General features: G+C 58.7%; 22 protein-coding genes, 1 tRNA gene and 1 pseudogene. 2 read left to right on the forward strand and 22 right to left on the reverse strand.

Annotated features, from left to right (window positions below):
- Positions 1-2 precede the first annotated feature (2 nt).
- Entirely contained in the window at positions 3-914 is a 912-nt protein-coding gene (locus tag F1563_RS01665) for a diacylglycerol/lipid kinase family protein (protein WP_007433826.1), read from the forward strand.
- Positions 915-923: 9 nt separating this feature from the next.
- On the opposite strand, the gene F1563_RS01670 is transcribed toward F1563_RS01665, so the two are convergent.
- From F1563_RS01670 to F1563_RS01680, 3 genes are read right to left on the reverse strand one after another with little or no spacing between them, the layout of a single operon-like run.
- Positions 924-1,622, reverse strand: coding sequence for a 5'-methylthioadenosine/adenosylhomocysteine nucleosidase (locus tag F1563_RS01670; protein ID WP_443090026.1), 699 nt, complete (start codon positions 1,620-1,622; stop codon positions 924-926).
- A gap of 47 nt (positions 1,623-1,669) precedes the next feature.
- Positions 1,670-2,290, reverse strand: a complete 621-nt coding sequence (locus F1563_RS01675) for an L-threonylcarbamoyladenylate synthase (protein ID WP_002527265.1) — start codon at positions 2,288-2,290, stop codon at positions 1,670-1,672.
- A gap of 37 nt (positions 2,291-2,327) precedes the next feature.
- Positions 2,328-2,648: a hypothetical protein gene (locus tag F1563_RS01680; protein ID WP_172623584.1), complete on the reverse strand. Its 321-nt coding sequence runs from the start codon at positions 2,646-2,648 to the stop codon at positions 2,328-2,330.
- A gap of 277 nt (positions 2,649-2,925) precedes the next feature.
- Between F1563_RS01680 and F1563_RS01685 the strand changes: the two genes are divergently transcribed.
- A complete protein-coding gene (locus F1563_RS01685) occupies positions 2,926-4,125 on the forward strand; it encodes a pyrophosphate--fructose-6-phosphate 1-phosphotransferase (protein WP_002527267.1) in 1,200 nt (399 codons plus the stop codon).
- A 225-nt stretch (positions 4,126-4,350) separates the two neighbouring features.
- On the opposite strand, the pseudogene F1563_RS13950 reads toward F1563_RS01685, so the two are convergent.
- The 19 genes and pseudogenes from F1563_RS13950 to F1563_RS13955 all read right to left on the reverse strand — a co-directional run.
- Positions 4,351-4,555: pseudogene (locus tag F1563_RS13950) on the reverse strand (MFS transporter); the annotation flags it as partial.
- 86 nt (positions 4,556-4,641) lie between these two features.
- A complete protein-coding gene (locus F1563_RS01695) occupies positions 4,642-5,871 on the reverse strand; it encodes a YhjD/YihY/BrkB family envelope integrity protein (protein ID WP_227431983.1) in 1,230 nt (409 codons plus the stop codon).
- A 132-nt stretch (positions 5,872-6,003) separates the two neighbouring features.
- A complete protein-coding gene (locus F1563_RS01700) occupies positions 6,004-6,591 on the reverse strand; it encodes a MerR family transcriptional regulator (RefSeq protein ID WP_172623548.1) in 588 nt (195 codons plus the stop codon).
- 182 nt (positions 6,592-6,773) lie between these two features.
- A complete protein-coding gene (locus tag F1563_RS01705) occupies positions 6,774-7,253 on the reverse strand; it encodes a bifunctional nuclease family protein (protein WP_002527271.1) in 480 nt (159 codons plus the stop codon).
- A 30-nt stretch (positions 7,254-7,283) separates the two neighbouring features.
- A complete protein-coding gene (gene ftsR / locus F1563_RS01710) occupies positions 7,284-7,997 on the reverse strand; it encodes a transcriptional regulator FtsR (protein ID WP_002527272.1) in 714 nt (237 codons plus the stop codon).
- A complete protein-coding gene (locus F1563_RS01715; RefSeq protein ID WP_002527273.1) occupies positions 7,997-8,575 on the reverse strand; it encodes a double zinc ribbon and FHA domain-containing protein in 579 nt (192 codons plus the stop codon). Before F1563_RS01715 ends, ftsR begins: the two co-directional genes overlap by 1 nt.
- Positions 8,572-8,976, reverse strand: coding sequence for a glycine cleavage system protein H (locus F1563_RS01720; protein WP_002527274.1), 405 nt, complete (start codon positions 8,974-8,976; stop codon positions 8,572-8,574). The genes F1563_RS01715 and F1563_RS01720 overlap by 4 nt, the downstream gene beginning before the upstream one ends.
- Before the next feature lie 64 nt (positions 8,977-9,040).
- Positions 9,041-9,793, reverse strand: a complete 753-nt coding sequence (locus F1563_RS01725; RefSeq protein WP_002527275.1) for a DUF881 domain-containing protein — start codon at positions 9,791-9,793, stop codon at positions 9,041-9,043.
- Positions 9,786-10,118, reverse strand: coding sequence for a small basic family protein (locus tag F1563_RS01730; RefSeq protein ID WP_002513635.1), 333 nt, complete (start codon positions 10,116-10,118; stop codon positions 9,786-9,788). The genes F1563_RS01725 and F1563_RS01730 overlap by 8 nt, the downstream gene beginning before the upstream one ends.
- A 42-nt stretch (positions 10,119-10,160) precedes the next feature.
- The gene (locus F1563_RS01735) at positions 10,161-10,904 is read right to left on the reverse strand and encodes a DUF881 domain-containing protein (RefSeq protein ID WP_002527276.1); all 744 of its coding nucleotides are present in this window, start codon (positions 10,902-10,904) and stop codon (positions 10,161-10,163) included.
- Between the two features lie 20 nt (positions 10,905-10,924).
- Complete coding sequence (gene clsA / locus F1563_RS01740) at positions 10,925-11,584, reverse strand: cardiolipin synthase ClsA (protein ID WP_002527277.1); 660 nt, start codon at positions 11,582-11,584, stop codon at positions 10,925-10,927.
- A gap of 39 nt (positions 11,585-11,623) precedes the next feature.
- Complete coding sequence (pgsA, locus tag F1563_RS01745; RefSeq protein ID WP_002527278.1) at positions 11,624-12,247, reverse strand: phosphatidylinositol phosphate synthase; 624 nt, start codon at positions 12,245-12,247, stop codon at positions 11,624-11,626.
- Positions 12,240-12,800 (reverse strand): HIT family protein, encoded by a 561-nt coding sequence (locus tag F1563_RS01750; protein WP_002527279.1) that lies wholly within the window; start codon positions 12,798-12,800, stop codon positions 12,240-12,242. The genes pgsA and F1563_RS01750 overlap by 8 nt, the downstream gene beginning before the upstream one ends.
- Positions 12,793-14,862: a threonine--tRNA ligase gene (gene thrS, locus F1563_RS01755; protein WP_002527280.1), complete on the reverse strand. Its 2,070-nt coding sequence runs from the start codon at positions 14,860-14,862 to the stop codon at positions 12,793-12,795. The genes F1563_RS01750 and thrS overlap by 8 nt, the downstream gene beginning before the upstream one ends.
- Before the next feature lie 73 nt (positions 14,863-14,935).
- Complete coding sequence (locus F1563_RS01760; RefSeq protein WP_002527281.1) at positions 14,936-15,568, reverse strand: response regulator; 633 nt, start codon at positions 15,566-15,568, stop codon at positions 14,936-14,938.
- Complete coding sequence (locus tag F1563_RS01765; protein ID WP_036958322.1) at positions 15,565-16,791, reverse strand: sensor histidine kinase; 1,227 nt, start codon at positions 16,789-16,791, stop codon at positions 15,565-15,567. Before F1563_RS01765 ends, F1563_RS01760 begins: the two co-directional genes overlap by 4 nt.
- A gap of 602 nt (positions 16,792-17,393) precedes the next feature.
- Entirely contained in the window at positions 17,394-18,458 is a 1,065-nt protein-coding gene (locus F1563_RS01770; protein WP_036958324.1) for an NAD(P)-dependent alcohol dehydrogenase, read from the reverse strand.
- A 177-nt stretch (positions 18,459-18,635) separates the two neighbouring features.
- Positions 18,636-18,710, reverse strand: a tRNA-Val gene (locus tag F1563_RS01775).
- Positions 18,711-19,131: 421 nt separating this feature from the next.
- Positions 19,132-19,437 (reverse strand): amino acid permease, encoded by a 306-nt coding sequence (locus F1563_RS13955; RefSeq protein WP_227431984.1) that lies wholly within the window; start codon positions 19,435-19,437, stop codon positions 19,132-19,134.
- Between the last annotated feature and the right edge of the window lie 186 nt (positions 19,438-19,623).

Genomic DNA, 19,623 nt, shown 5'->3' on the forward strand with positions numbered 1-19,623 from the left:
GCGTGCAGACATCTCAGCCGCGTAAGGTGGCAGTCGTCCACAACTCCATCAAGACACAAAACAACCCCGACTGGCGCGTCCTTGTCGTAAAGAAGTGCCGCGAGCACTGCGGCGTCGCCCCTGTTTTCCTCCCCACGACAGCCGATGACCACGGCCACGGCCTGGCCCGCAAGGCTGTCGATGAGGGGGCCGACCTCGTCCTGGCTCTTGGGGGTGACGGCACCATTCGTCAGGTCAGCACAGGTCTAGCCAACACGAGGGTCCCGTTGGGGATACTTGGGATGGGTACTGGGAACCTTTTGGCCCGTAATCTCAAGTTACCGCATACTGATCTGGCCGCATCCCTTGATGCCGCGCTAACGCGCCCGGTCAGAGCCATCGATCTCGGCTATGTCCGCTTCGATGAATCCGAGGAAATCTGCTTCACCGTCATGATTGGCATGGGAATGGATGCCCAGACGATGGCCGGTACCCGGGACCACCTTAAGGACAAGATTGGTTGGCTAGCCTATATCGTCTCGGGTGCCCTGGCCCTGGTGCAGCCTGGATTCCAGGCCCGGGCGAGCGTTGACGGACGCCGCCCCGTCGCCACTCGGGCGCGAACGGTGTTGGTCTGCAATTGCTCAGTACTTCCCGGTGGCGTCGATCTCGTACCCGACGGTCGCATTGATGACGGTACTCTTGACGTCCTCACGCTGTCTCCTGACGGCATTGTCGGCTGGGTTGCCGTCATCAATCACTTTGTGACCCGGCATCGGCACGGCCACCGCCTGGTGCGCCACGCGACGTCGCGGACCGCCCTGATCACGTCTGGCTCCGGCCCGATCTTGGCGGAAGTTGATGGAGACCCCATAGGCACAGTGACGACAATGAGAACCCACGTGGCCCCAGGCGCCCTCCTCGTCAGAGCCTGACAGCGTCGGTCAAGTCCTCGGTGCTTGCTTAGCTAGAGCGTGAGCGAGGTCGCGGCCGCGATGGGCAGCATCGTTGAGGAATGCAGGGAAGTCCGCTACCGCATCGCCGTCGGCAGAGTCCGACAGAATCCGCACCACAGCGAAGGGCACACCGAGATGACTGGCCGCTTGTGCCAGAGCAGCACCTTCCATTTCAACGGCGCTAGCCCCAAATGTCGCGCGTAGCCAGGCGACTTTTTCGGCCTGAGCGATGAACTGGTCCCCACTGACGATCGGCCCCGCTACTACTTGATGGCCACGAGGCTCCTCTAATTCGCGCAACGCATCTAGCACCGCGGCGGAAAGATCAGGATTCGGTTCCCAGAATGGCGGCTCTCCCGGAATAATCCCAATAGGATTACCAAATGCAGTATCGTCGGCATCGTGTTGACTAAACTTATTGCCGACGACGACGTCGCCGATTCCTAATTCGGAAGCGACGGCACCAGCGACTCCGGTAAAGACGATACTCGTTGCGCCAGCTTGAACCATTGCCGAGGCAGCCAAGGCGGCATTCACCTTGCCGATACCGCATTTAGCCAGCACTACAGGGGTGCCTTCCAACCGTCCGCGCAGCAATTCGCACGGACCATCCAGCTCTTCGATCTCTTCAAGGTCAGCTCGGATGAGGCGCACCTCATCCTCCATCGCCCCCATTAAACCAAGCACTCTCTTACAACCCTTCTTCAGTCGGCCATGGCCATAGCGCTATGGCCTCACTCGAAAAGAGAGGAATCTCCCGCACCGCGGCGGGTGATGACCGGCTTCCCAGAGGTGAAGTCAACTACTGTGGTCGGTTCAACGCCACAGTCCCCGGAGTCGAGGACGGCATCGAGTTGGTCACCTATCTCGTCTTGCACCTGCCATCCGTCGACCATAGGTGTGTCCTGACCGGGCAGGATCAGGGTAGAGGAGACAATGGGCTCATTCAGAGCCTCAAGCAGGGCCAGGGCCGTCACATGCTCGGGGACGCGTATCCCAACGGTTTTCTTGCGCGGGTGCAGCATAACCTTCGGAACATCGCGAGTGGCCTTAAGAATGAAAGTGTATCGCCCCGGCACAGCGGCTCTGACGGCGCGAAACACCCAGTTATCCATCTGGACATACTGGCCAACCTGCGCAAACCTACTCATGACTAGTGTGAAGTGATGTTTGTCAGATAGCTGACGAAGTTTGCGAATCCGGTCCAGAGCATCCTTATTTCCAAGCCGGGCTCCGAAGGCATAACCTGTGTCCGTCGGGTAGGCGATGAGACCGCCACCGTGCAGGATGTCGACGACCTGGTTGAGGGAACGCCGCTGTGGATTCTCCGGGTGGACCGGGAAATACTTAGGCACCTTGCAATTGTATCGCTGCAACCGCGCTGCAGTAGCCTCAGCGGGCCAGCAGGGTACACATTTGGCTCGCTCGACCGTGCACTTCGGTTAGACCGATAAGGGCGAGTAGACGAGTAGGCCGGGTGACCTCGGTCGCAACGCTGACGGCGTCTCCATTGGCGGTGATGACAAGTCGGCTCAGTCTGTCTGCTTTGGCCCCTCGCGCGGACGTCTCCGCAGCCACACGAGCAGCCCCGGTCCCATCTTGGCCGACGAGCTGTGCTGCGGAGCCTTCCTCACACCCGGCTCGAGCTGCCTCGGCGGCAACGGTGTGGGCGATGCGTACTGCCCGCGCCCGCTCAGCACCATCGACCGCGATTCCCGCAGATACCAAGAGGACAGGCAGCAACATAGTGATGAGAACCGACATGCTCATGCCGCGAACGTCGCGACGTCGCGGTGGGGAGAGGGGGAAATGGCTTCGCGTGGGCGGCGGGGTCGAATGTTGATCGCACGAGGGATAAAGCGTCATGCCAGCAGACCACCACGAGAACCACTCATCCGACAAGGGTTGACTTCTACTCCTCCGGTGTGCCATTTCGGCTCGTATCATAAGCTTGCTAACGTCACCTCACACAACGAACGAAAGGTTTCCCATGGCCGTCAAAAAGGTCGCGCTCCTCACCGCGGGTGGATTTGCGCCTTGTCTGTCCACCGCGATTAGCGGATTGATCCAGCGCTACGCCGAGGTGGCACCCGAGGTCGAGATCATCGCCTACAAGCACGGCTACGAGGGCCTGCTCAAGGGAGACTTCCTCAAAGTCACCGATACTGTTCGCAAGAACGTCGGGATTCTCAAGTGCTTTGGTGGTTCTCCGATTGGCAACTCCCGCGTCAAGCTGACCAACGCCGCCGATCTCATTAAACGCGGTCTGGTCGCCGAAGGCGACGACCCACTCAAGGTTGCCGCCGATCGTCTCGTTGCCGATGGGGTTGATGTTTTGCACACCATCGGTGGCGACGACACCAATACCACCGCCGCCGATCTAGCCGCTTACCTGGCTGAGAATAATTACGGCCTCACCGTCGTTGGTCTGCCGAAGACTATTGATAACGACGTCGTGCCGATTCGTCAGTCGCTAGGTGCATGGACCGCTGCGGAGCAGGGGTCCCGCTTCGCCCAGAACATCGTTGGTGAGCACAACTCCGGATCGCGCATGCTCATCGTTCACGAGGTCATGGGCCGTAACTGTGGTTGGCTGACCGCCGCCACCGCCGCCAAGTACCGCGAATGGCTCGATACTCAACAGTGGGTACCTGAGATTGGCTTGTCCAAGAAGGCCTGGGACGTCCACGCCGTGTATGTTCCCGAGGCCCATATCGACCTCGAAGCCGAGGCTGCACGCCTTAACAAGGTCATGGACGAGGTTGGCAATGTCACCATCTTCCTGTCCGAGGGAGCCGGCCTGGACGCCATCATTGGAGAGATGGAAAAGGATGGCCAAGAGGTCCCGCGCGATCCCTTTGGCCACGTCAAGCTCGACAAGGTGAACCCAGGTGCTTGGTTCGGCAAACAGTTCGCCGAGAAGCTCGGTGCCGAAAAGGTTATGGTTCAGAAGTCCGGCTACTTCTCCCGTTCGGCCGCCTCGAATGAGGCTGACCTGGAGCTTATCGGTCGCTGCACCGACTTTGCGGTCGATTGTGCTCTGGCCGGTAAAGCTGGCGTCATTGGCCAGGATGAGGAGAACGACGACGAGTTGACCAATATCGCCTTCGATCGCATCAAGGGCGGCAAGCCCTTCGATGTCACCCAGCCGTGGTTTACTGCCATGCTCAGCGAGATTGGGCAGGCCTGACAGCCCCGGCTCACCATGGGCCCTTCCGAGTGAACTGGTCCCGTTAGATGGGCTGGCTTAAACCGGAAGGGCCATTTTGCACTCGACTCCAGGCTGCCTTCGCCGCTGGGAGCGACCAACCGCGAATACGGAAAGAAAGGTCCAGAACGGCAGCAGCGCGAGGTAGATGAACACCAGGCCATATCCCAGCCCTTGAGCGAGATAGGAGCTGCGCACCGGTCCGGCGAAGGCCAAGGATGCCCCAGGGAGCAGGGCCCAAACATACGCAATGGGTAGCACTACAGGTTAACCGACACGACTGCTAGTGACGAGCATGAGGACCGTCACCACGATATACACCCAGCGGGTACCCAAAACTGCTGACGGACGATCCCGGCGACATATGTCGGTAGCCCCGACGCTAGAACCACGCGCGCTGCACCTAGCCCAATGATGTCTCTGTGACGGTCCCCTACCATGCGGTGAACAAGGTAGGCAATGTGAACATCACGGCTCCATCGCGCAAGCAGTGGTTCATCATTCTTCGCGGCGTCGACTGAGTATCGCGCCAACCGCCATGCCCCCGATAACGCCAACAATACTCGCGCCAATGACCGGCCAACGGCGGGGCTCAGCGCGCGACGGGGGCACCGCGTCTGAAACTGCGGGTGCATCGGCGCGGGTTGCCGCGTTGTTCGTCACTTGAAGCCGCTGGGTCACGCCCCTTTCTCCCCCACCACTGTTCTCTGGGGCAACGCCCTCAACCGGGGGGCTGGCCGCCCTGCCGTCCTTGTTGTTTTTCTTTGCGTACTTACGGGCGCGGTCGGTTAAAGCTGCATCCCAGTGTCCATCAGCGGTAATGCAATTATCGCGTCCAAGTAGCGGCGCGTCGCAATCGTTCCACTCATTATCGATAGCCGGCTGGTTCGCAGTGGCAATCCACGACGCAATAAAGAGGATCAACCGAGCGACAAGATCGAAGACCAGCATGACGATGATGATCGATCCAAAAGCTTGAACGGCCTTGTTGGAGTTGAAGGCCTGCACAAGGTATCCGGCGCCCACTTGCACCAGAGCGAGGGCGAATCCGGCCACCAGGGATCCTTTGAGAATAGGACGCCAACTCGTCTTGACCCGGGGCATAACCGTGTACAAGAAGATGAAGAGGAGCCAGCCCGCAATCGTCGTCGCCAATAGCCCTGCCAGCGTTAGCAGCCAGCCGTGTCCAGGAACCGAGTCAAGGCCAGTCCGCCGGGCCAGCATGCCGGCCAGAGAGGAACCAATCTGGGAAGTGATGATCGTCAATAAGGTCACTAGTAACAAACCGAGGAATGCGAGCATGTCGGAAACTTTGGCCCGCACGAAACCACGATCGTCAGCGACCATATCAAAATCGGGGGCCCACTCCGCCTGAATGCCCTTGCGGATGTTTCCGACCCATCCGATTCCGGCCCACAACGCGGTGAGGATGGAGACTACGAACGCCCAGACCGATCCGCCAACCTTCATGGCGTTCTCGATGATGGCGCGGATCTGTTGCTTATCGCTGGGCTCGGTGGCCAGACTTACGACTGAGTCGACGACTTGGTTAAGCAAGTAGGGGCTCAAACGGCTCAAGACCAATCCCAGCAGCGCAAAGGCAAATGCAATGACTGGAATGATCGCCAGCACCGTGAAATAGGTAATGGACGCGGCGAAATGATTGCCGAGACGTCGATTAAACCGGGTGTGGGCTCGCAGCAGATGGGCAATGCCGGGCCGCTTCATGATGGCGGCAATGGTGTCCTTCACAGAGGCCTCCTCGTTGAAATCATTGCATGGAGAACGCCTATGGCGCACGCTCACCGGCTGTAAGAATCAAGGCCGAGGGGATCATTTTCCCCCTGACGCACTTCATAGTCAGGAGGCGTGCTTCGCAATTCTGCGCGCAGTGAACTCATCGAGCTCGGTGTCCGCTACCGGATTGAGATGCTCACTAGGCAGCTCAGCAAGGCTTCCCTGAACGTCGCGCCACACCCCTCCCAGTGCAATAGCGAACATCCCCTGCCCACCGCGCAGCAGATCAATGACCTCGTTGTCGTTGGTACATTCGTATACTGAAACCCCGTCGCTCATAAGGGTGACGCGGGAGAGGTCCTCAACCCCGTTGCTGCGCAGGTGTTCGATGGCCACTCGGATCTGCTGCAAGGACACCCCGGCGTCAAGGAGGCGCTTGACAACCTTGAGCATAAGGATGTCGCGGAAGGAGTACAAGCGCTGACTCCCCGAACCACGAGCTGCCCGGATCTCTGGACGAACCAGGCCAGTTCGCGCCCAATAGTCAAGCTGACGATACGTAATGCCGGCAGCACCGGATGCAACCGGGCCTCGGAATCCGATGTCCTCAGGCAGCGGGGCAAAGTCGCCTTCGAAAAGGGCGTCCTGACCGCGACGCGCGTGGCCGTCGAGAGGAGTCTCAACACTCGGCTGTTCACCGGTCGTTGCCATGTCGTCACCCTTCACCAGTTCTACTTATGGTCCCATTGACGAAGCATGGCGCCCCGCCGAACGTCCTTGACGCTACGGCGCGATCCTCCACCATCGTCGAAGCCACGCCGTCTGCTTCACATCGTCTGCGCTCTTCTACCTTGAACATGCATTTCACTAGGGGATTTACTGTGACCTCAAGGTCAACCAGAGATCGAGGGTCCAGGCCCAAAGTCATCGGGGCTGACGTTATCAAGGAAGTGCCGGAACTCTTCGACAGCATCTTCTGGGCCGGCATCTAGAAGAATACCGGCCGTGGAGATAACCTCCTCGCTGCACCAGATCGGTACTGGCAGACGGAGAGCAAGGGCAACCAAATCAGAGGGTCGAGCGTCGATACGCATATCACCTAGCACCAGTTCACCGAACCAAATGCCGTCCTCAACTTTGGTAATGACGCACTGCGGCTCTTCCTCGCACAGGACTGCGATGACACGCGCAAGCAGGTCGTGGGTGAGGGGGCGGACAGGCTCCTCTTCGTTGATGGCGTCCGTGATGGCAGTTTTTTCAGGATCTGCAATCCACAAGGCAAGATGGCGTCGGCCATCAACCTCGCGAAGCAGCAGCACTGCCGCCCCGGAAACAGGCTCGGTCCGAATCTCGGCAACCTCGAGCAAGACCATAGGATCAGCCTAGCGCGCACCCTATGTCGATCAGTTACCTGACCAATGCTCTAACATGTCGTAGACCATAGCGGTATGGGCGTGCATCATCACCTTGGTCGTCTCAGCAGCAATTTTTGAAGCCTGTTCGGGATGCCGCGCGTACGGAATGAGGGCCTGCTCTATGAGCCCAGCTTCATGCTCCGCGGCCTGCCTGATGGCACGCATGTGACGAGTATCCATGCTGTACGCTGCCAGTCGACGTGCTGCGACACAGATAACAAGGGCTTCTTGACCGAAGTACGAGGCTCCTCGTTTTGGACGCACTAGCTGGTGACGCTCAAGTTCCATGAGCATGGCCTCGGTAATGCCAGAAGCACGGATAAGTTCGCGTCGGTTCATCCTAATAGGGCCGCGGGTCCGAACAATTCCTTGACCTGTCGGCTGAGGCTGCGGATCAGGAGCACCCTCGTTTTCAGTCGGCAGGGGGGGTACCTCGGAGGCTGGAGGTTCCTCGCCCCGGTCCATCATTTCCAAGTGGTCCCTGATGACCCGCAACGGCTGAAAGTGGTCGCGCTGGCAGGTCAAGATATACCGCAATCTCTCGACGTCAGAATCGGTATACTTGCGGTATCCCGATGGTGCCCTCTCGGGGGACAGCAGGCCCTCGGACTCTAGAAATCGGATCTTGGAAATGCTCAGATCGGGAAACTCCGGTTTGAGAGTCTTCATAACCTGCCCGATAGTGCGGACAGACCTTGGCATCAGACGCGACCGGCCCCACTCGTCCCCGATGCCGTGCCACCTATGTGGTAGGTCATCCGAAACTTCCCGATCTGCACCTCGTCGCCGTCGCGCAATACCGCCGAACCGTCGACAAGAGTGCGATTGACGTACGTGCCATTGAGGCTGCCCTGGTCCTCAATGATCATTCGGCCGTCTTGACGAATGAACTTCACATGGTGGCGAGACACCGTGATGTCGTCAAGGAAGATATCGGAATGCGTAGAACGCCCGGCCGTCGTCTCGTCCTGGTCCAGCAGGAACTGGGCACCGAGATTCGGACCGCGTCGCACGATCAGCATGGCATTCTCGGCAGGAAGATCAGCGATGTCTTGCAAGACGCCGGCTGGAAGATCCACATTCGGCGAGGTCTCTTCGGACACCGTTGATTCGGTGATGGGCGGGATCACGCCAGTGTTGTCCCCCGGTGTGTCGATGGGCACCCCGAGACGGGTCCCGCATCGGGAGCAAAAGTTTGCGCCATCCTCGTTGACGTGGCCGCACACGGGGCACTTGTTCATGTTCGCGTCCTCGCTCTCGGGGGTCTCCGAAATAGTCATTTTAGGGGTACCTCCCCCACGCTCGCGAGGTATTCGTCGGGGTCGAGCAACTCGTCGAGCTCCTCGGGGCCTGACAATCTCACGTCGAAGAGCCATCCGTCGCCCCAAGGGTCCGCCTCAACCTGGTCAGCGTCGGCTGCTGGATTCACCGCAACAACCTCACCGGCTACGGGTGAAATGATCTCCCAGGTGCGCGCCGAAAACTCCACGTCTCCACAGCAATCACCGGAGACGACATCCTCACCGTCGTCAGGAAGAGACAACGATTCCACTGGCCCGAACTGGTCTAGGAGGGCCGACGTGACTCCGAGCCGCACCCGATCACCGTTGCCATGCCTAATCCATAGGTGATCCGAGGTGCACAACACATCATCGGGAATCTCGGTCATCACCACCTCCATGACACGGTCGATGTAAAAATCTTCGTACCCGCAGGGTACCGCGCCGAGCGCCTCGATGCCTGCCTCATCTCACCGGTGTGGCGTGGGTCATCGGCTGTGGATGGGCCACCGCTGTAATGGTGAGATCCTGCGAGGTCGTCACCTCGACGCTGGCACCTACTTTGTCCGATTCCATTTGAGAGACCAACCCACCACGGAATTTCGCTCCCTCCTTGAGATCGTGAGGCTCGCCAATAATCGTCAGGGTGTACGGGCGGGTGACGGTGGTACCGCTGACTTGCAGACCGTCTGGACTCGCCGCAAACCACGTGTTAGCAACGATGCGCACTTTGTTGTTGAGGACCATGGCTTCAGCCCCAGCATCACGCATTTCTTCAACGGCATCGAGCACCATGTCCGAGGTGACTTTGTCTTCGGGATCATCAATGGTGATCTTAATACCGGGTCCATGGACGGGGATCGTGCCAGCCAAGATCTTCATCTGCGTGAGCCGTTCCTCAGCTTCTCGCTGAGCCACCTTGCGCGAATCGGCACCCGACTGGAGTTCCCTCGTTGTAGCGCGTAGATCAGCGATCTGCGAATCAAGCTGGCGTGACGAGTCTGATAACGAATCCAACATCGTCACCAGGTCAGCCCGGCTCATCGTCGAGTAAGCATCCTGATCGTGTCGGGATCGCACTTGAGTGACGACCATGAATGAGCACAGGCACAAGATGATGGCGACGAGGATCTGGCCAGTAGACACCGAGGCCAGGTCCTTGCCGATCTTGCGCCAGTGATTCTCGGCCCATTCCCGTCGATCATGGTGTTCAGGCATGAAGTACCTCACGCCGGATGGCGGCAGCATTAGTAAAAATGCGGATGCCTAAGACGACGACGACAGCAGTCGACAGTTGTGACCCCACGCCAATCTGGTCTCCCACCCAGACGATGAGAGCAGCAATGGCGACATTGGACAGGAAGGAGACGACAAAGACACGGTCCGAGAAAGTATGGGCCAAATAGGCACGCACCGCACCGAAGATCGCATCTAGAGCAGCAACGATCATAATCGGCAAATACGGTTGCAAACCGGGAGGCAGAGTCGGGTTGACCACGATGCCGATAATGATCCCGACCACCAAGCCGATGAGCGCAATCATAGGTGTCCTTCCTGTGTGCCAGTGCCGTTCATCGTCTCATTGTCAACGATGAGGGCTCGCGTGACTCACCGATACCTTCGATCCCGGCACGGAGACTCGGTCCTTTGTCGCCACTTGGTATGTGATTGACGAATTGTCCCTGAGGTAGGTCATCCAGCGTCCGCCAGGTGTATCTGCTAACTCAGCCGGAAGCTTCTGCGGTGAGCCAATAGCTCCGACGATGTACGGGTGAGACAGCGACACATAGTCCACCGTGATCGCCGACCCAGCAGAGCGAATCGCAGTGCGAGGCCCAATGCGGTGTCCGTTGATGGCTACCGCTTCCGCCCCGGCCTGCCACAGCGCATTTACCAGCTTCCGTAAATCCTTATCGCCAAGTTCGTCGGCGGGAGCAGCATTCGCGTCGTCAAGAACGATGCGCACCCCTGGGCCCTCCATCGGGGTCATCGTGGAGTCTTGGCCGGCCTTATCATCGACTGAGGATCTCTCCGCGGCCTTCATGGCGCTGACAGATGCACGCAGCTTGGCTAAATCGGCGTGCTGGGCCGATTCGTGGGCCTGAGCTGATTGCACATGGGCGACAAGATTCTTACGTTCCTGCGCGTCCAACGGCGCCCGGGCAGCAGTCGACCGCCATGCAACACCGATGAGCACGCCTGTCACCAGGAGCAACACCACCGCTGACACCCCGATAGGGCGACGCGAGGGGGCGTCGGGATTACGATCGTGGCGTTCCTGGTAGCCCTGATCTATGGCTTGCCCACGGACCTCCCGCAATAAGTCCATTGACGCATCTGGACGCTGCCTCACGAATGTTCACCTCGGGAGTCGATGGGCGGCATCGTCCGGACGATGCGGATGGTTTGAACCAGGTAGAGGAAAAAGGCCCACCAGTAGAGAGCCGTCCCCCACACCGCGAAGGCCCATCCGAGCACCCGACACGTCGTCCATCCACCGGTACCGAGGTGCCCAAGTAGCACCAGCGGGAAGGAGTACAGCAGGCAGAAGGTTGCTGCTTTTCCGACGAAATGCACCGGCAGTGATGTGAATCCACGTGTACGCAGAGCCGGCACGAGACAGGCCATGCAAACATCACGGGCAATAAGAAGAACCACTAGCCACAACGGAATGACGTCGCGCAGCGTCAGGGCAATGACGGTCGTGAAAATATAGAGACGGTCGGCAACCGGATCGAGCATCTGCCCAATGCGGGACACTTGGTGCCACCGGCGAGCAACCCGGCCGTCAAGCCAATCCGTCAGACCTGCCACGGCAAGCACTGCGACTGCCCAACCGTCTGCGCGCGGCCCTAAAGCCAGCCACAGAAAGACGGGCACACCGATAAGTCGGATGACCGACAGGACATTAGGGACCGTCCAGAACCGATCGGTATCCCACGGGTTGACCTCGGGAGCGTCGTCAGGCGGCAGGGTGCGCGTCACAACATCCACCCTAGCCATCTGCATCCCTCGGCGGGGAGCCCGACCATCCTGTGACGACCCTTCTCACGACTCGCACGCCCGACGCACCGCTACCATCCGTTGGACGACGGTGACTGCTCCTGCCAGCGTCAGATAGCACAACGCAATGGGTAACGCGGCCAAGCACCAGTGTGGGAAAGCTCCTCCTCTGGCAAGCCCGGTGATCTCGATGGCCACCAGGCTCACCAGCAGACGGTCCGCACGAGTCGCGATGCCCATCTTGGCCTCCAAGCCGAGAGATTCTGCCTTGGCACGTACATAAGAGGTCGCCATACCGAAGACCAGGGCCGCGCAAGCCATTGCCGTCCAGAGCATGCTGTGACCCGGCCCTGCGAAGTACAAGGCTACTCCAACAAAGATCGCCGCGTCACCAAAGCGGTCCAATGTGGAATCCAGGAAGGATCCCCACTGAGAGTGACGACCCAGCTTGCGAGCCATGTTGCCGTCAAGTGAATCGGAGAAAATGAACAGGGTAACCAACCAAGGGCCCTGCCACAGCCAGCCCTGCGGGAAGCAGATGAGGGCCATAAGCACGGCGCCAATAGTCCCGATCCAAGTGACCACATCGGGGGTGACGTGGGCCCTCAGCAAGGCATTAGCAATGGGATTCATTACCTTGGCCCAGCCAGCCCGGAAGTGCTCAAGCATGACTCACCCACGCATCGGCCAGCATCTGTCGGCCATCACCGAGCAGCTGTGGTACAGCACGGACCCCGGCGACAATCGGCAAGAAGTTCGTGTCCCCCGTCCAACGCGGGATGACGTGTTGGTGCAGGTGCGCAGCAACCCCAGCGCCACCGGATGCACCCTGGTTAATGCCCACGTTAAACCCTTGTGGACGGGATACCTCCTGAAGCGTGCAGATGGCATCCTGGGTGAGCCGGGCCATCTCGACAACTTCCTCTTGAGTCGCGTCGACATATCCAGCGACGTGGCGGTAAGGGCACACCAGCATATGTCCAGGCCCGTACGGGTAGAGATTCATGATGACGTAGCAGTGCTCACCACGGTGGACGATGAGGGAATCCTCGTCGCTACGCTGCGGGGCTTTACAGAAGGGGCAGCCATCTTCCGGTCGATCGCCTTGAGGCTTATTCTCACCAGAAATATACGCCATCCGATACGGGGTCCAGAACCTCCTGAAGGGGTCCGGGACCCCGACCATATCCTCGGCAAACTCGAGGCGGTAATCCTCAGTCATCAATGACTCCGCGCAGCGTCTCGGCGGTTGGATCGTCGTTGCGGTGTTCATCGTTCCAGGCTGCAATGATCCGCACAGTCTCGTCCCGGGCCACGCCATTGACCTGAGAGCCGTCGCGCAGCCGGAAAGATACAGCACCAGCCTCGGCGTCTTCACCGCCTGCGATGAGGACAAAGGGCACCTTCTCCTTCGAAGCATTGCGGATCTTCTTGCCAAACCGGTCCGAGGACAGGTCCGTCTCGACCCGAATGCCGCGAGATTCCAACACCTCGGCGAACTTGGTGACGTAGTCGTTAAAGGCCTCGGCTACCGGTACCAAACGCACCTGAACCGGGGAGAGCCATACCGGGAAGGCGCCGGCATAGTGCTCTGTGAGCACACCAATGAACCTCTCAACGCTACCCAACTTGGCCGAGTGCAGCATGATCGGACGCTGATGGGTGCCGTCGGCGGCCGCGTATTCTAGGTCGAACCTCTCGGGCTGGTTAAAGTCGTATTGAATCGTCGACATCTGCCAGGTACGCCCGATGGCATCCTTGACCTGCACCGAGACCTTCGGGCCATAAAAAGCTGCGCCACCCGGATCAGAGACCAACTGCAGACCGGTGTTGCGGCACACCTGGTCGAGAGTGTCAGTAGCCGCCTGCCAGTCCTCGTCGGAACCGATGAACTTCTCCTCCTTCGCGCTACCGCCCTCACGGGTGGACAGCTCGAGGTAAAAGTCGTTCAGACCAAAATCGGCCAGGATCGACAGGAAGAACTCGATCTGCTTCTTGATCTCGCCAGGGGCCTGCTCACGGGTGCAGTAGGTGTGGGAGTCGTCCTGAGCAAAGCCCCGCATACGGGTCAGCCCATGCACGACACCCGATTTCTCATAGCGGTAGTCATGTCCCATCTCGAAGAACCGCAACGGCAACTCACGGTAGGACCGACCCCGTGACCGGAATATGAGGTTGTGCATCGGGCAGTTCATGGCCTTGAGGTAATACTCCTGACCGGTCCGGGTGACGTTACCCTGTTCATCTCGTTCCTCGTCGACAAGCATCGGAGGGAACATGGTGTCGGCGTAGTAGGGCAGGTGACCCGAGGTATGGAATAACCCTCCCTTGGTGATCTCCGGAGTGTGGACGAATACGAACCCAGCCTCCATGTGACGAGCGACGACATGCTCCTCGATGAGATGACGCAGCATCGCCCCCTTGGGATGGAAGACAACCAGGCCAGGGCCGATTTCCTCAGGGAAGGAAAACAGATCGAGCTCGGCTCCCAGCTTACGGTGATCGCGACGCTCGGCCTCCTTGATCCGCTGCTGGTATGCCACCAAGTCCTCACGGCTGGCCCACGCGGTTCCGTAGATCCGCTGCAATTGGTCGTTGGCCTGGTCGCCCTTCCAGTACGCGGCCGAGAACTTCGTTAAGGCAAAGGCATTGGCCAGGTACTTCGTCGAGGGCACATGGGGGCCACGGCAAAGATCTTTCCATGCCACCTCGCCGTTGCGATGCACGTTGTCGTAGATCGTCAGCTCTCCACCGCCGACCTCGACCGAGGCGCCCTCAGCACCCTTACCCTTGGTGCCAATGAGTTCCAACTTGTAAGGCTGGTCAGCCAACTCCTCGCGGGCGGACTCCTCAGTGGTAACCCGACGCACGAAGCGTTGGTTCTCTTTGACGATTCGCTTCATCCGCTTCTCAAGCTCAGAAAGGACTTCGGGGGTGACGGGCTCAATATTGCCGAAGTCATAATAAAAACCGTCGGTGATGAACGGACCGATACCCAAGTTCACCTCGGGGTACAACTGCTGGACAGCCTGAGCCATAACATGGGTCGCCGAATGTCGAATGATGTTGAGTCCGTCCTCGCTGGTGGCCTCAACCGGCTCCACTTCGGCGCCGTCGTGGAGTTCACGCTGGAGGTCGACGAGATTGCCATCCACCCGCATAGCGACGACGGCACGGTCGGAGCCGAAAAGATCCAGTCCGGTGGTCGTGGTGTCCACCTGCTGGGTCCTGGAGGTACCGGAACGGTGCAGGGTGATGCTGATGGACACGATTGACTTCCTCACTCGATTGCGGCCCGGCTAGTGCCGGACTCTGTCTAATCATGCCGTACCGAGTCAGGTTGATTCGACCTCCGGATCAACGAATGAGACCAATATCTCGAGCTTTGGCTACGGCTGCGCTCCGAGAGGTCACTCCAAGCTTGGTGTAAATGTGTGACAGGTGCGTTTTGACGGTAGCTTCTGACACCACCAGAGATTGCGCAATCTGTGCATTCGACAGTCCCCCAGCAGAAGCTTCCAAAACGTCGAGCTCACGGGCTGTTAGTGAGGTCTGTGGAGAGCGCATACGAGCCATGAGACGAGTGGCGACGGCTGGAGCCAAGGCTCCTTCGCCTCGCGCGGACCGGTGGATAGCCGATAGCAGTTCTTCAGCGGGGGCGTCCTTGAGGAGATACCCCGTAGCACCGGCCTCCACAGCGGCCAAAATGTCAGCATCCGTGTCGTAATTGGTGAGGATGAGAACTTCGGGCGGATTGGGCTGGGACCGAATTTTTCGCGTCACATCGACCCCAGAAGGCGCGTCGGTGTCGCTACTGAATTGCAAGTCCAGTAAGACAAGATCAAGATCAGCGGTAGCTGCCGCAGCAAGGGCTTGGGCTGGGGTGGCGGCGGTCGCGACAATCTCAATGTTGGGGTCGGTGCCTAGCAATGCTGTAACCCCGGCTCGGACCACCGGATGGTCATCTGCAATGAGGACGCGGACAGTCATGACGGCTCTCCTTGCCTGCAGTAGACAGTATGCGGTGACACTGCTGAGGAGGGCACGGGAAGACCGACATCGACGATGGTGCCCTCCCCTGGCCTGGAAGTTAAGGAAACCTCGCCAGACAGGTCCTCAACCCGCTGCCGAATAGCTTGCAACCCGAATGATCCATCACTGACGGGCGCCTCCAAAACCATACCGCCCCCATCGTCACTCACTCTTAAGAGCACACGCTCAGGGCTGGGACGCACAATTCGGATCGACGCATGGCTGGCGTCGGCGTGACGCACCACATTCGACATCGCCCCCTGGCACAGCCTCAGCAATGCCGTCTGGATCTCCATGGGTAGATCGGACGTATCGGGGCAATCGACGTCGACGTGCAACCCCCCGATTGACCAAGTAGTGGCCCCAAGCCGCTCGAGCACCGCAGGCAATCCCTGGTGGGTGATAGTGGGTGGAGCCAACTCGGCAATGAGACCTCGGGTCTCTGAAAGGGCCTCCAAGGAGGTTCGATGGGCAAGTTGAATCTGCTCGACGGCGGGGTGCTCAGGATCGGTGCGCTCCACCGCAGATAACAACAGCCCGATACTCGACAGAGATTGAGCAACAGTGTCATGGATCTCGCGGGCCAACCTGGCCCTCTCCTCCAGCACGCCAGCCTGATGTTGGGAGGCAGCCAACCTCTTCTGTACCGCCAGCAAGTCCACGTTGAGACGTTCCAACTCGGACGCCTGAGCCTGCATGGCCTTAAGAGACAGACCGACGAAAACTGCCACTGCGGCGCCCGCGACTGGGCCGACGATTCCGCCTACACTCCAGCCACTCGTCAACCCGACGCCGACCACAACGGCCACTGCTCCGACAACGACCCCAACGCATGCCTGCAATGGCACCAGATGATCCAAATACACGAAGGACAGCGGGATCGTCAGATAAGCGGCATAGGGGAAATCAATAGCCAGCAGAATCGACACAACGATCATGGCTGCCACCAAGAAGGGACGCGACTTCTCGCGGCGGGAACGATCCATCACGTGGGTCCCTATAAGGGCGGTGTACACAACGATGAGCAAGACCGCCCACACAAGGACTCGCCCCAGATGTGGCGGAGACAACACCAGGGCCATGGCGATGGTGAAGATGGCAAGGCTAGCGAAAAGCACGTGGATACCGATCTGCATCCCCATCTTAATAGCTACCGCACGTCCGCGGTGACCGGCATCTATATCGCGCCAACGGTACAATCCATCACGGGCGAATGTGGTCGTTTTCATCGGCCCCAAGTGTAGGTCGGTGTAGGTGTAACGCCGAGGCCGCTGTGACGCGAATCCGCACTCCGCATTATCCAAAAGGTTGTGATGCGCCTCTAACCAATCTCGACGCATGTGACAACTCGTTATGGTGAGTGAGCTGGACGATGCCCATCGCTCCACACGCTCGACGTCACACGCAGGCGGCAGAACTCCTTGACGCCGTCGGTTTGACTGACCATATGCACAAGCGGCCGGCACGGAGGCCCGGCGGGACAACGTCAGCGAGTCAGCATCGCCCGCGCGCTCAAGAATGACCTGATCGCGTTGATCGTGGACGAACCGATCAGTGCTCAAGAGTCCCAATCGGGCTCCCTCATCATTGATCTGGTCGTCAGGTTGGCCCGTAAGCACAGCACCACCGCCCTGCTCGTAATCCACGACGAAAACCTCATCACCCATGGGACACAGCATTTACACATGCTAGACGAGCGTCTCACTGTGGCTCGTGGCGCCAATGACGACCAAACCCGTCAGCACCAGTTCCGCACTGACTCGCGGTGGTATCGGCTTATAGCTCAGTCAGCTTGGGCTAGTTCCTCGAATGTCGCGGTGTCGATGACGAAGCGGAACCTCACATCACCTGCGACGACCCGGTCATACGCCGCGTCAACCTCGTCAACTCCGATCTTTTCCACCCAGGCACCAAGGTGATGCTCAGCACAGAAGTCGAGCATCTCCTGGGTCTGGGGGATGCCACCGATATTTGAGCCGGCAAGCACCTTGGAGCCGTTGATGAGACCACCAATCGGCAGCCCAAGTTCCTCAGGTGGCAGACCGACGCAGGCCATGACGCCACGCGGCTTGAGTAGCTTAAGGTAAGCCGGCAAGCGGATCGGAGCGCTAATGGTGTTGAGGATGAAATCGAACTCTCCGCGGTGATCACGAAAAAAGTTGTTGTCGCTGGTGGCAAGGGTCTGCGAGGCCCCTAGCTTTTCGGCGAGTTCCGCTTTCCGTAGGCTACGTGAGAGCACCGTGACGTCCGCTCCCTTAGCGGCAGCAATCTGGACGCCCATATGGCCTAGTCCGCCGAGCCCTAGCACGGCTACCTTCTGCCCAGGCCCAACGTTCCACTGAGCAATAGGCGAGTAGGTGGTAATGCCGGCGCACAGCAGCGGGGCTGCCACCACAAAGTCTAGAGAATCGGGGATGCGGCAAACGAACCTCTCGTTGACAACGATTTTCTGGGAATAGCCACCCTGAGTGATGGTTTTGTCGACATCGCGGGAGTTGTAGGTACCAACCGGGCCGTTGAGGCACGCTTGCTCCTCACCCGCCTCGCACTGCTCACAGTGCCCACACGAGTTGACCAAACATCCGACACCTACCCGGTCTCCGGGTTTGTACTTCGTGACCTCGGAACCAACGGCCTCAACGACTCCGGCAATCTCATGACCGACGGTCAGTGGGAAGTGCGCCTGGCCCCACTCGTTGCGAATGGTATGGATGTCAGAGTGGCAGATTCCGGCAGCCTTAATGTCAATGACGACGTCATCGGGACGCGGGTCTCGTCGCTCAATCTCGACGACCTTAAAGGGCTGGTCCGGTCCATCTTTTCGAAGAGCCTTGACGGTGATAGGCAAGAGTACGCCTCCTGGTTGATCCCCAGTGCCGACCCTCGGCACTGATGTGGCCACAATATTGCGAATTTCCTTGTAACGCAGGCCAGTTATGGAATCACCTTTCCGAGCCATTCTCTACAGAAGCGATTACCTAAGACACCACAATGGCTCCACGCTCTCTTGAGTAACCGAGAGTGCTGGTGGGCGATGCGGGGTTCGAACCCGCGACCCCTTCGGTGTGAACGAAGTGCGCTACCACTGCGCCAACCGCCCGTGCTGGAAGGATTATGCCAGATCTGAAACGTGGGGCCAAATGTGGGTACGCCATGTCCCATTTGGCCCCACAAGCGATACTTTGCGCGCATCGCGCATCCCGGAGTGCGCCGAAGTGCGTCGAGTCGAGAAGGATCGCCAACCAGTGAACGTTCAGGAGACGACTGGCTCATCTCGCCTACGGTCACGCAGCAGACGACACACGTCATAGCTAAACACGGGATCGCCAGCCAGATAGATCCGGCGATTAGCACCCTTCGGAAGTCTGGAATCATAGTCATGAGCGCAACCAGCAAGACCACGAAGGTGATCACTGCATAGTTAGTTACAGGGACCTGGCATTCTAAACTTAAGCAATAACACTCCGTTCAACCCAATTCGTTGTCGGAATTTGGGATTAGCTACAATAATTATTGTCCAATTAGTAACCCCGGAAACCAATGCTACCGAAATGATATAGAGAAAACACTTTTTCCGAAGTAAAATAAGTGAGCACAGCCGCTATATCAGCCACTACCAAAGACGCAAGAATACCCACCCACAGTGCCCCATACTTATTCGTCTTTAAAAATATCACAGGCGCGTTGTGATGGGGTGAAAGTCCATAGAACATGCGACCATTAGAATAAAAGCCAGAATTATAAGCAGACGTCGCAGCAGTAAGTACAACAGCATTCAGTATACTAGCCGCTCCAACAATGCCGATCTTGTCAAAATTGTCACAAATGGGCTACTTTATTTGCCAGCCCATTCGATTCGGCAGAGCCGTAAAATAAGCCAGCGCCAATCGCTCCGCCGAGTGCGATAAGTTGAATATGTCGATTTTCAGCCCCAGCTGTAAGCCTTGGCACGTCTACGTATCCAAAGATAACTCAGCGTTCGCTGCACTGGAATGGGATGATCCACCGCAGTA

Source organism: Cutibacterium modestum (assembly GCF_008326345.1).
Lineage (GTDB): Bacteria > Actinomycetota > Actinomycetes > Propionibacteriales > Propionibacteriaceae > Cutibacterium > Cutibacterium modestum.

What these genes read in the sequence shown, in the direction of transcription:
- F1563_RS01685 (WP_002527267.1), top strand. Translation starts at nt 2,926, where the DNA reads ATGGCCGTCAAAAAGGTCGCGCTCCTCACCGCGGGTGGATTTGCGCCT.
- F1563_RS01695 (WP_227431983.1), bottom strand. Translation starts at nt 5,871, where the DNA reads ATGAAGCGGCCCGGCATTGCCCATCTGCTGCGAGCCCACACCCGGTTT.
- F1563_RS01700 (WP_172623548.1), bottom strand. Translation starts at nt 6,591, where the DNA reads ATGGCAACGACCGGTGAACAGCCGAGTGTTGAGACTCCTCTCGACGGC.
- F1563_RS01705 (WP_002527271.1), bottom strand. Translation starts at nt 7,253, where the DNA reads ATGGTCTTGCTCGAGGTTGCCGAGATTCGGACCGAGCCTGTTTCCGGG.
- ftsR (WP_002527272.1), bottom strand. Translation starts at nt 7,997, where the DNA reads ATGCCAAGGTCTGTCCGCACTATCGGGCAGGTTATGAAGACTCTCAAA.
- F1563_RS01715 (WP_002527273.1), bottom strand. Translation starts at nt 8,575, where the DNA reads ATGACTATTTCGGAGACCCCCGAGAGCGAGGACGCGAACATGAACAAG.
- F1563_RS01720 (WP_002527274.1), bottom strand. Translation starts at nt 8,976, where the DNA reads ATGGAGGTGGTGATGACCGAGATTCCCGATGATGTGTTGTGCACCTCG.
- F1563_RS01725 (WP_002527275.1), bottom strand. Translation starts at nt 9,793, where the DNA reads ATGCCTGAACACCATGATCGACGGGAATGGGCCGAGAATCACTGGCGC.
- F1563_RS01730 (WP_002513635.1), bottom strand. Translation starts at nt 10,118, where the DNA reads ATGATTGCGCTCATCGGCTTGGTGGTCGGGATCATTATCGGCATCGTG.
- F1563_RS01735 (WP_002527276.1), bottom strand. Translation starts at nt 10,904, where the DNA reads ATGGACTTATTGCGGGAGGTCCGTGGGCAAGCCATAGATCAGGGCTAC.
- clsA (WP_002527277.1), bottom strand. Translation starts at nt 11,584, where the DNA reads ATGCAGATGGCTAGGGTGGATGTTGTGACGCGCACCCTGCCGCCTGAC.
- pgsA (WP_002527278.1), bottom strand. Translation starts at nt 12,247, where the DNA reads ATGCTTGAGCACTTCCGGGCTGGCTGGGCCAAGGTAATGAATCCCATT.
- F1563_RS01750 (WP_002527279.1), bottom strand. Translation starts at nt 12,800, where the DNA reads ATGACTGAGGATTACCGCCTCGAGTTTGCCGAGGATATGGTCGGGGTC.
- F1563_RS01760 (WP_002527281.1), bottom strand. Translation starts at nt 15,568, where the DNA reads ATGACTGTCCGCGTCCTCATTGCAGATGACCATCCGGTGGTCCGAGCC.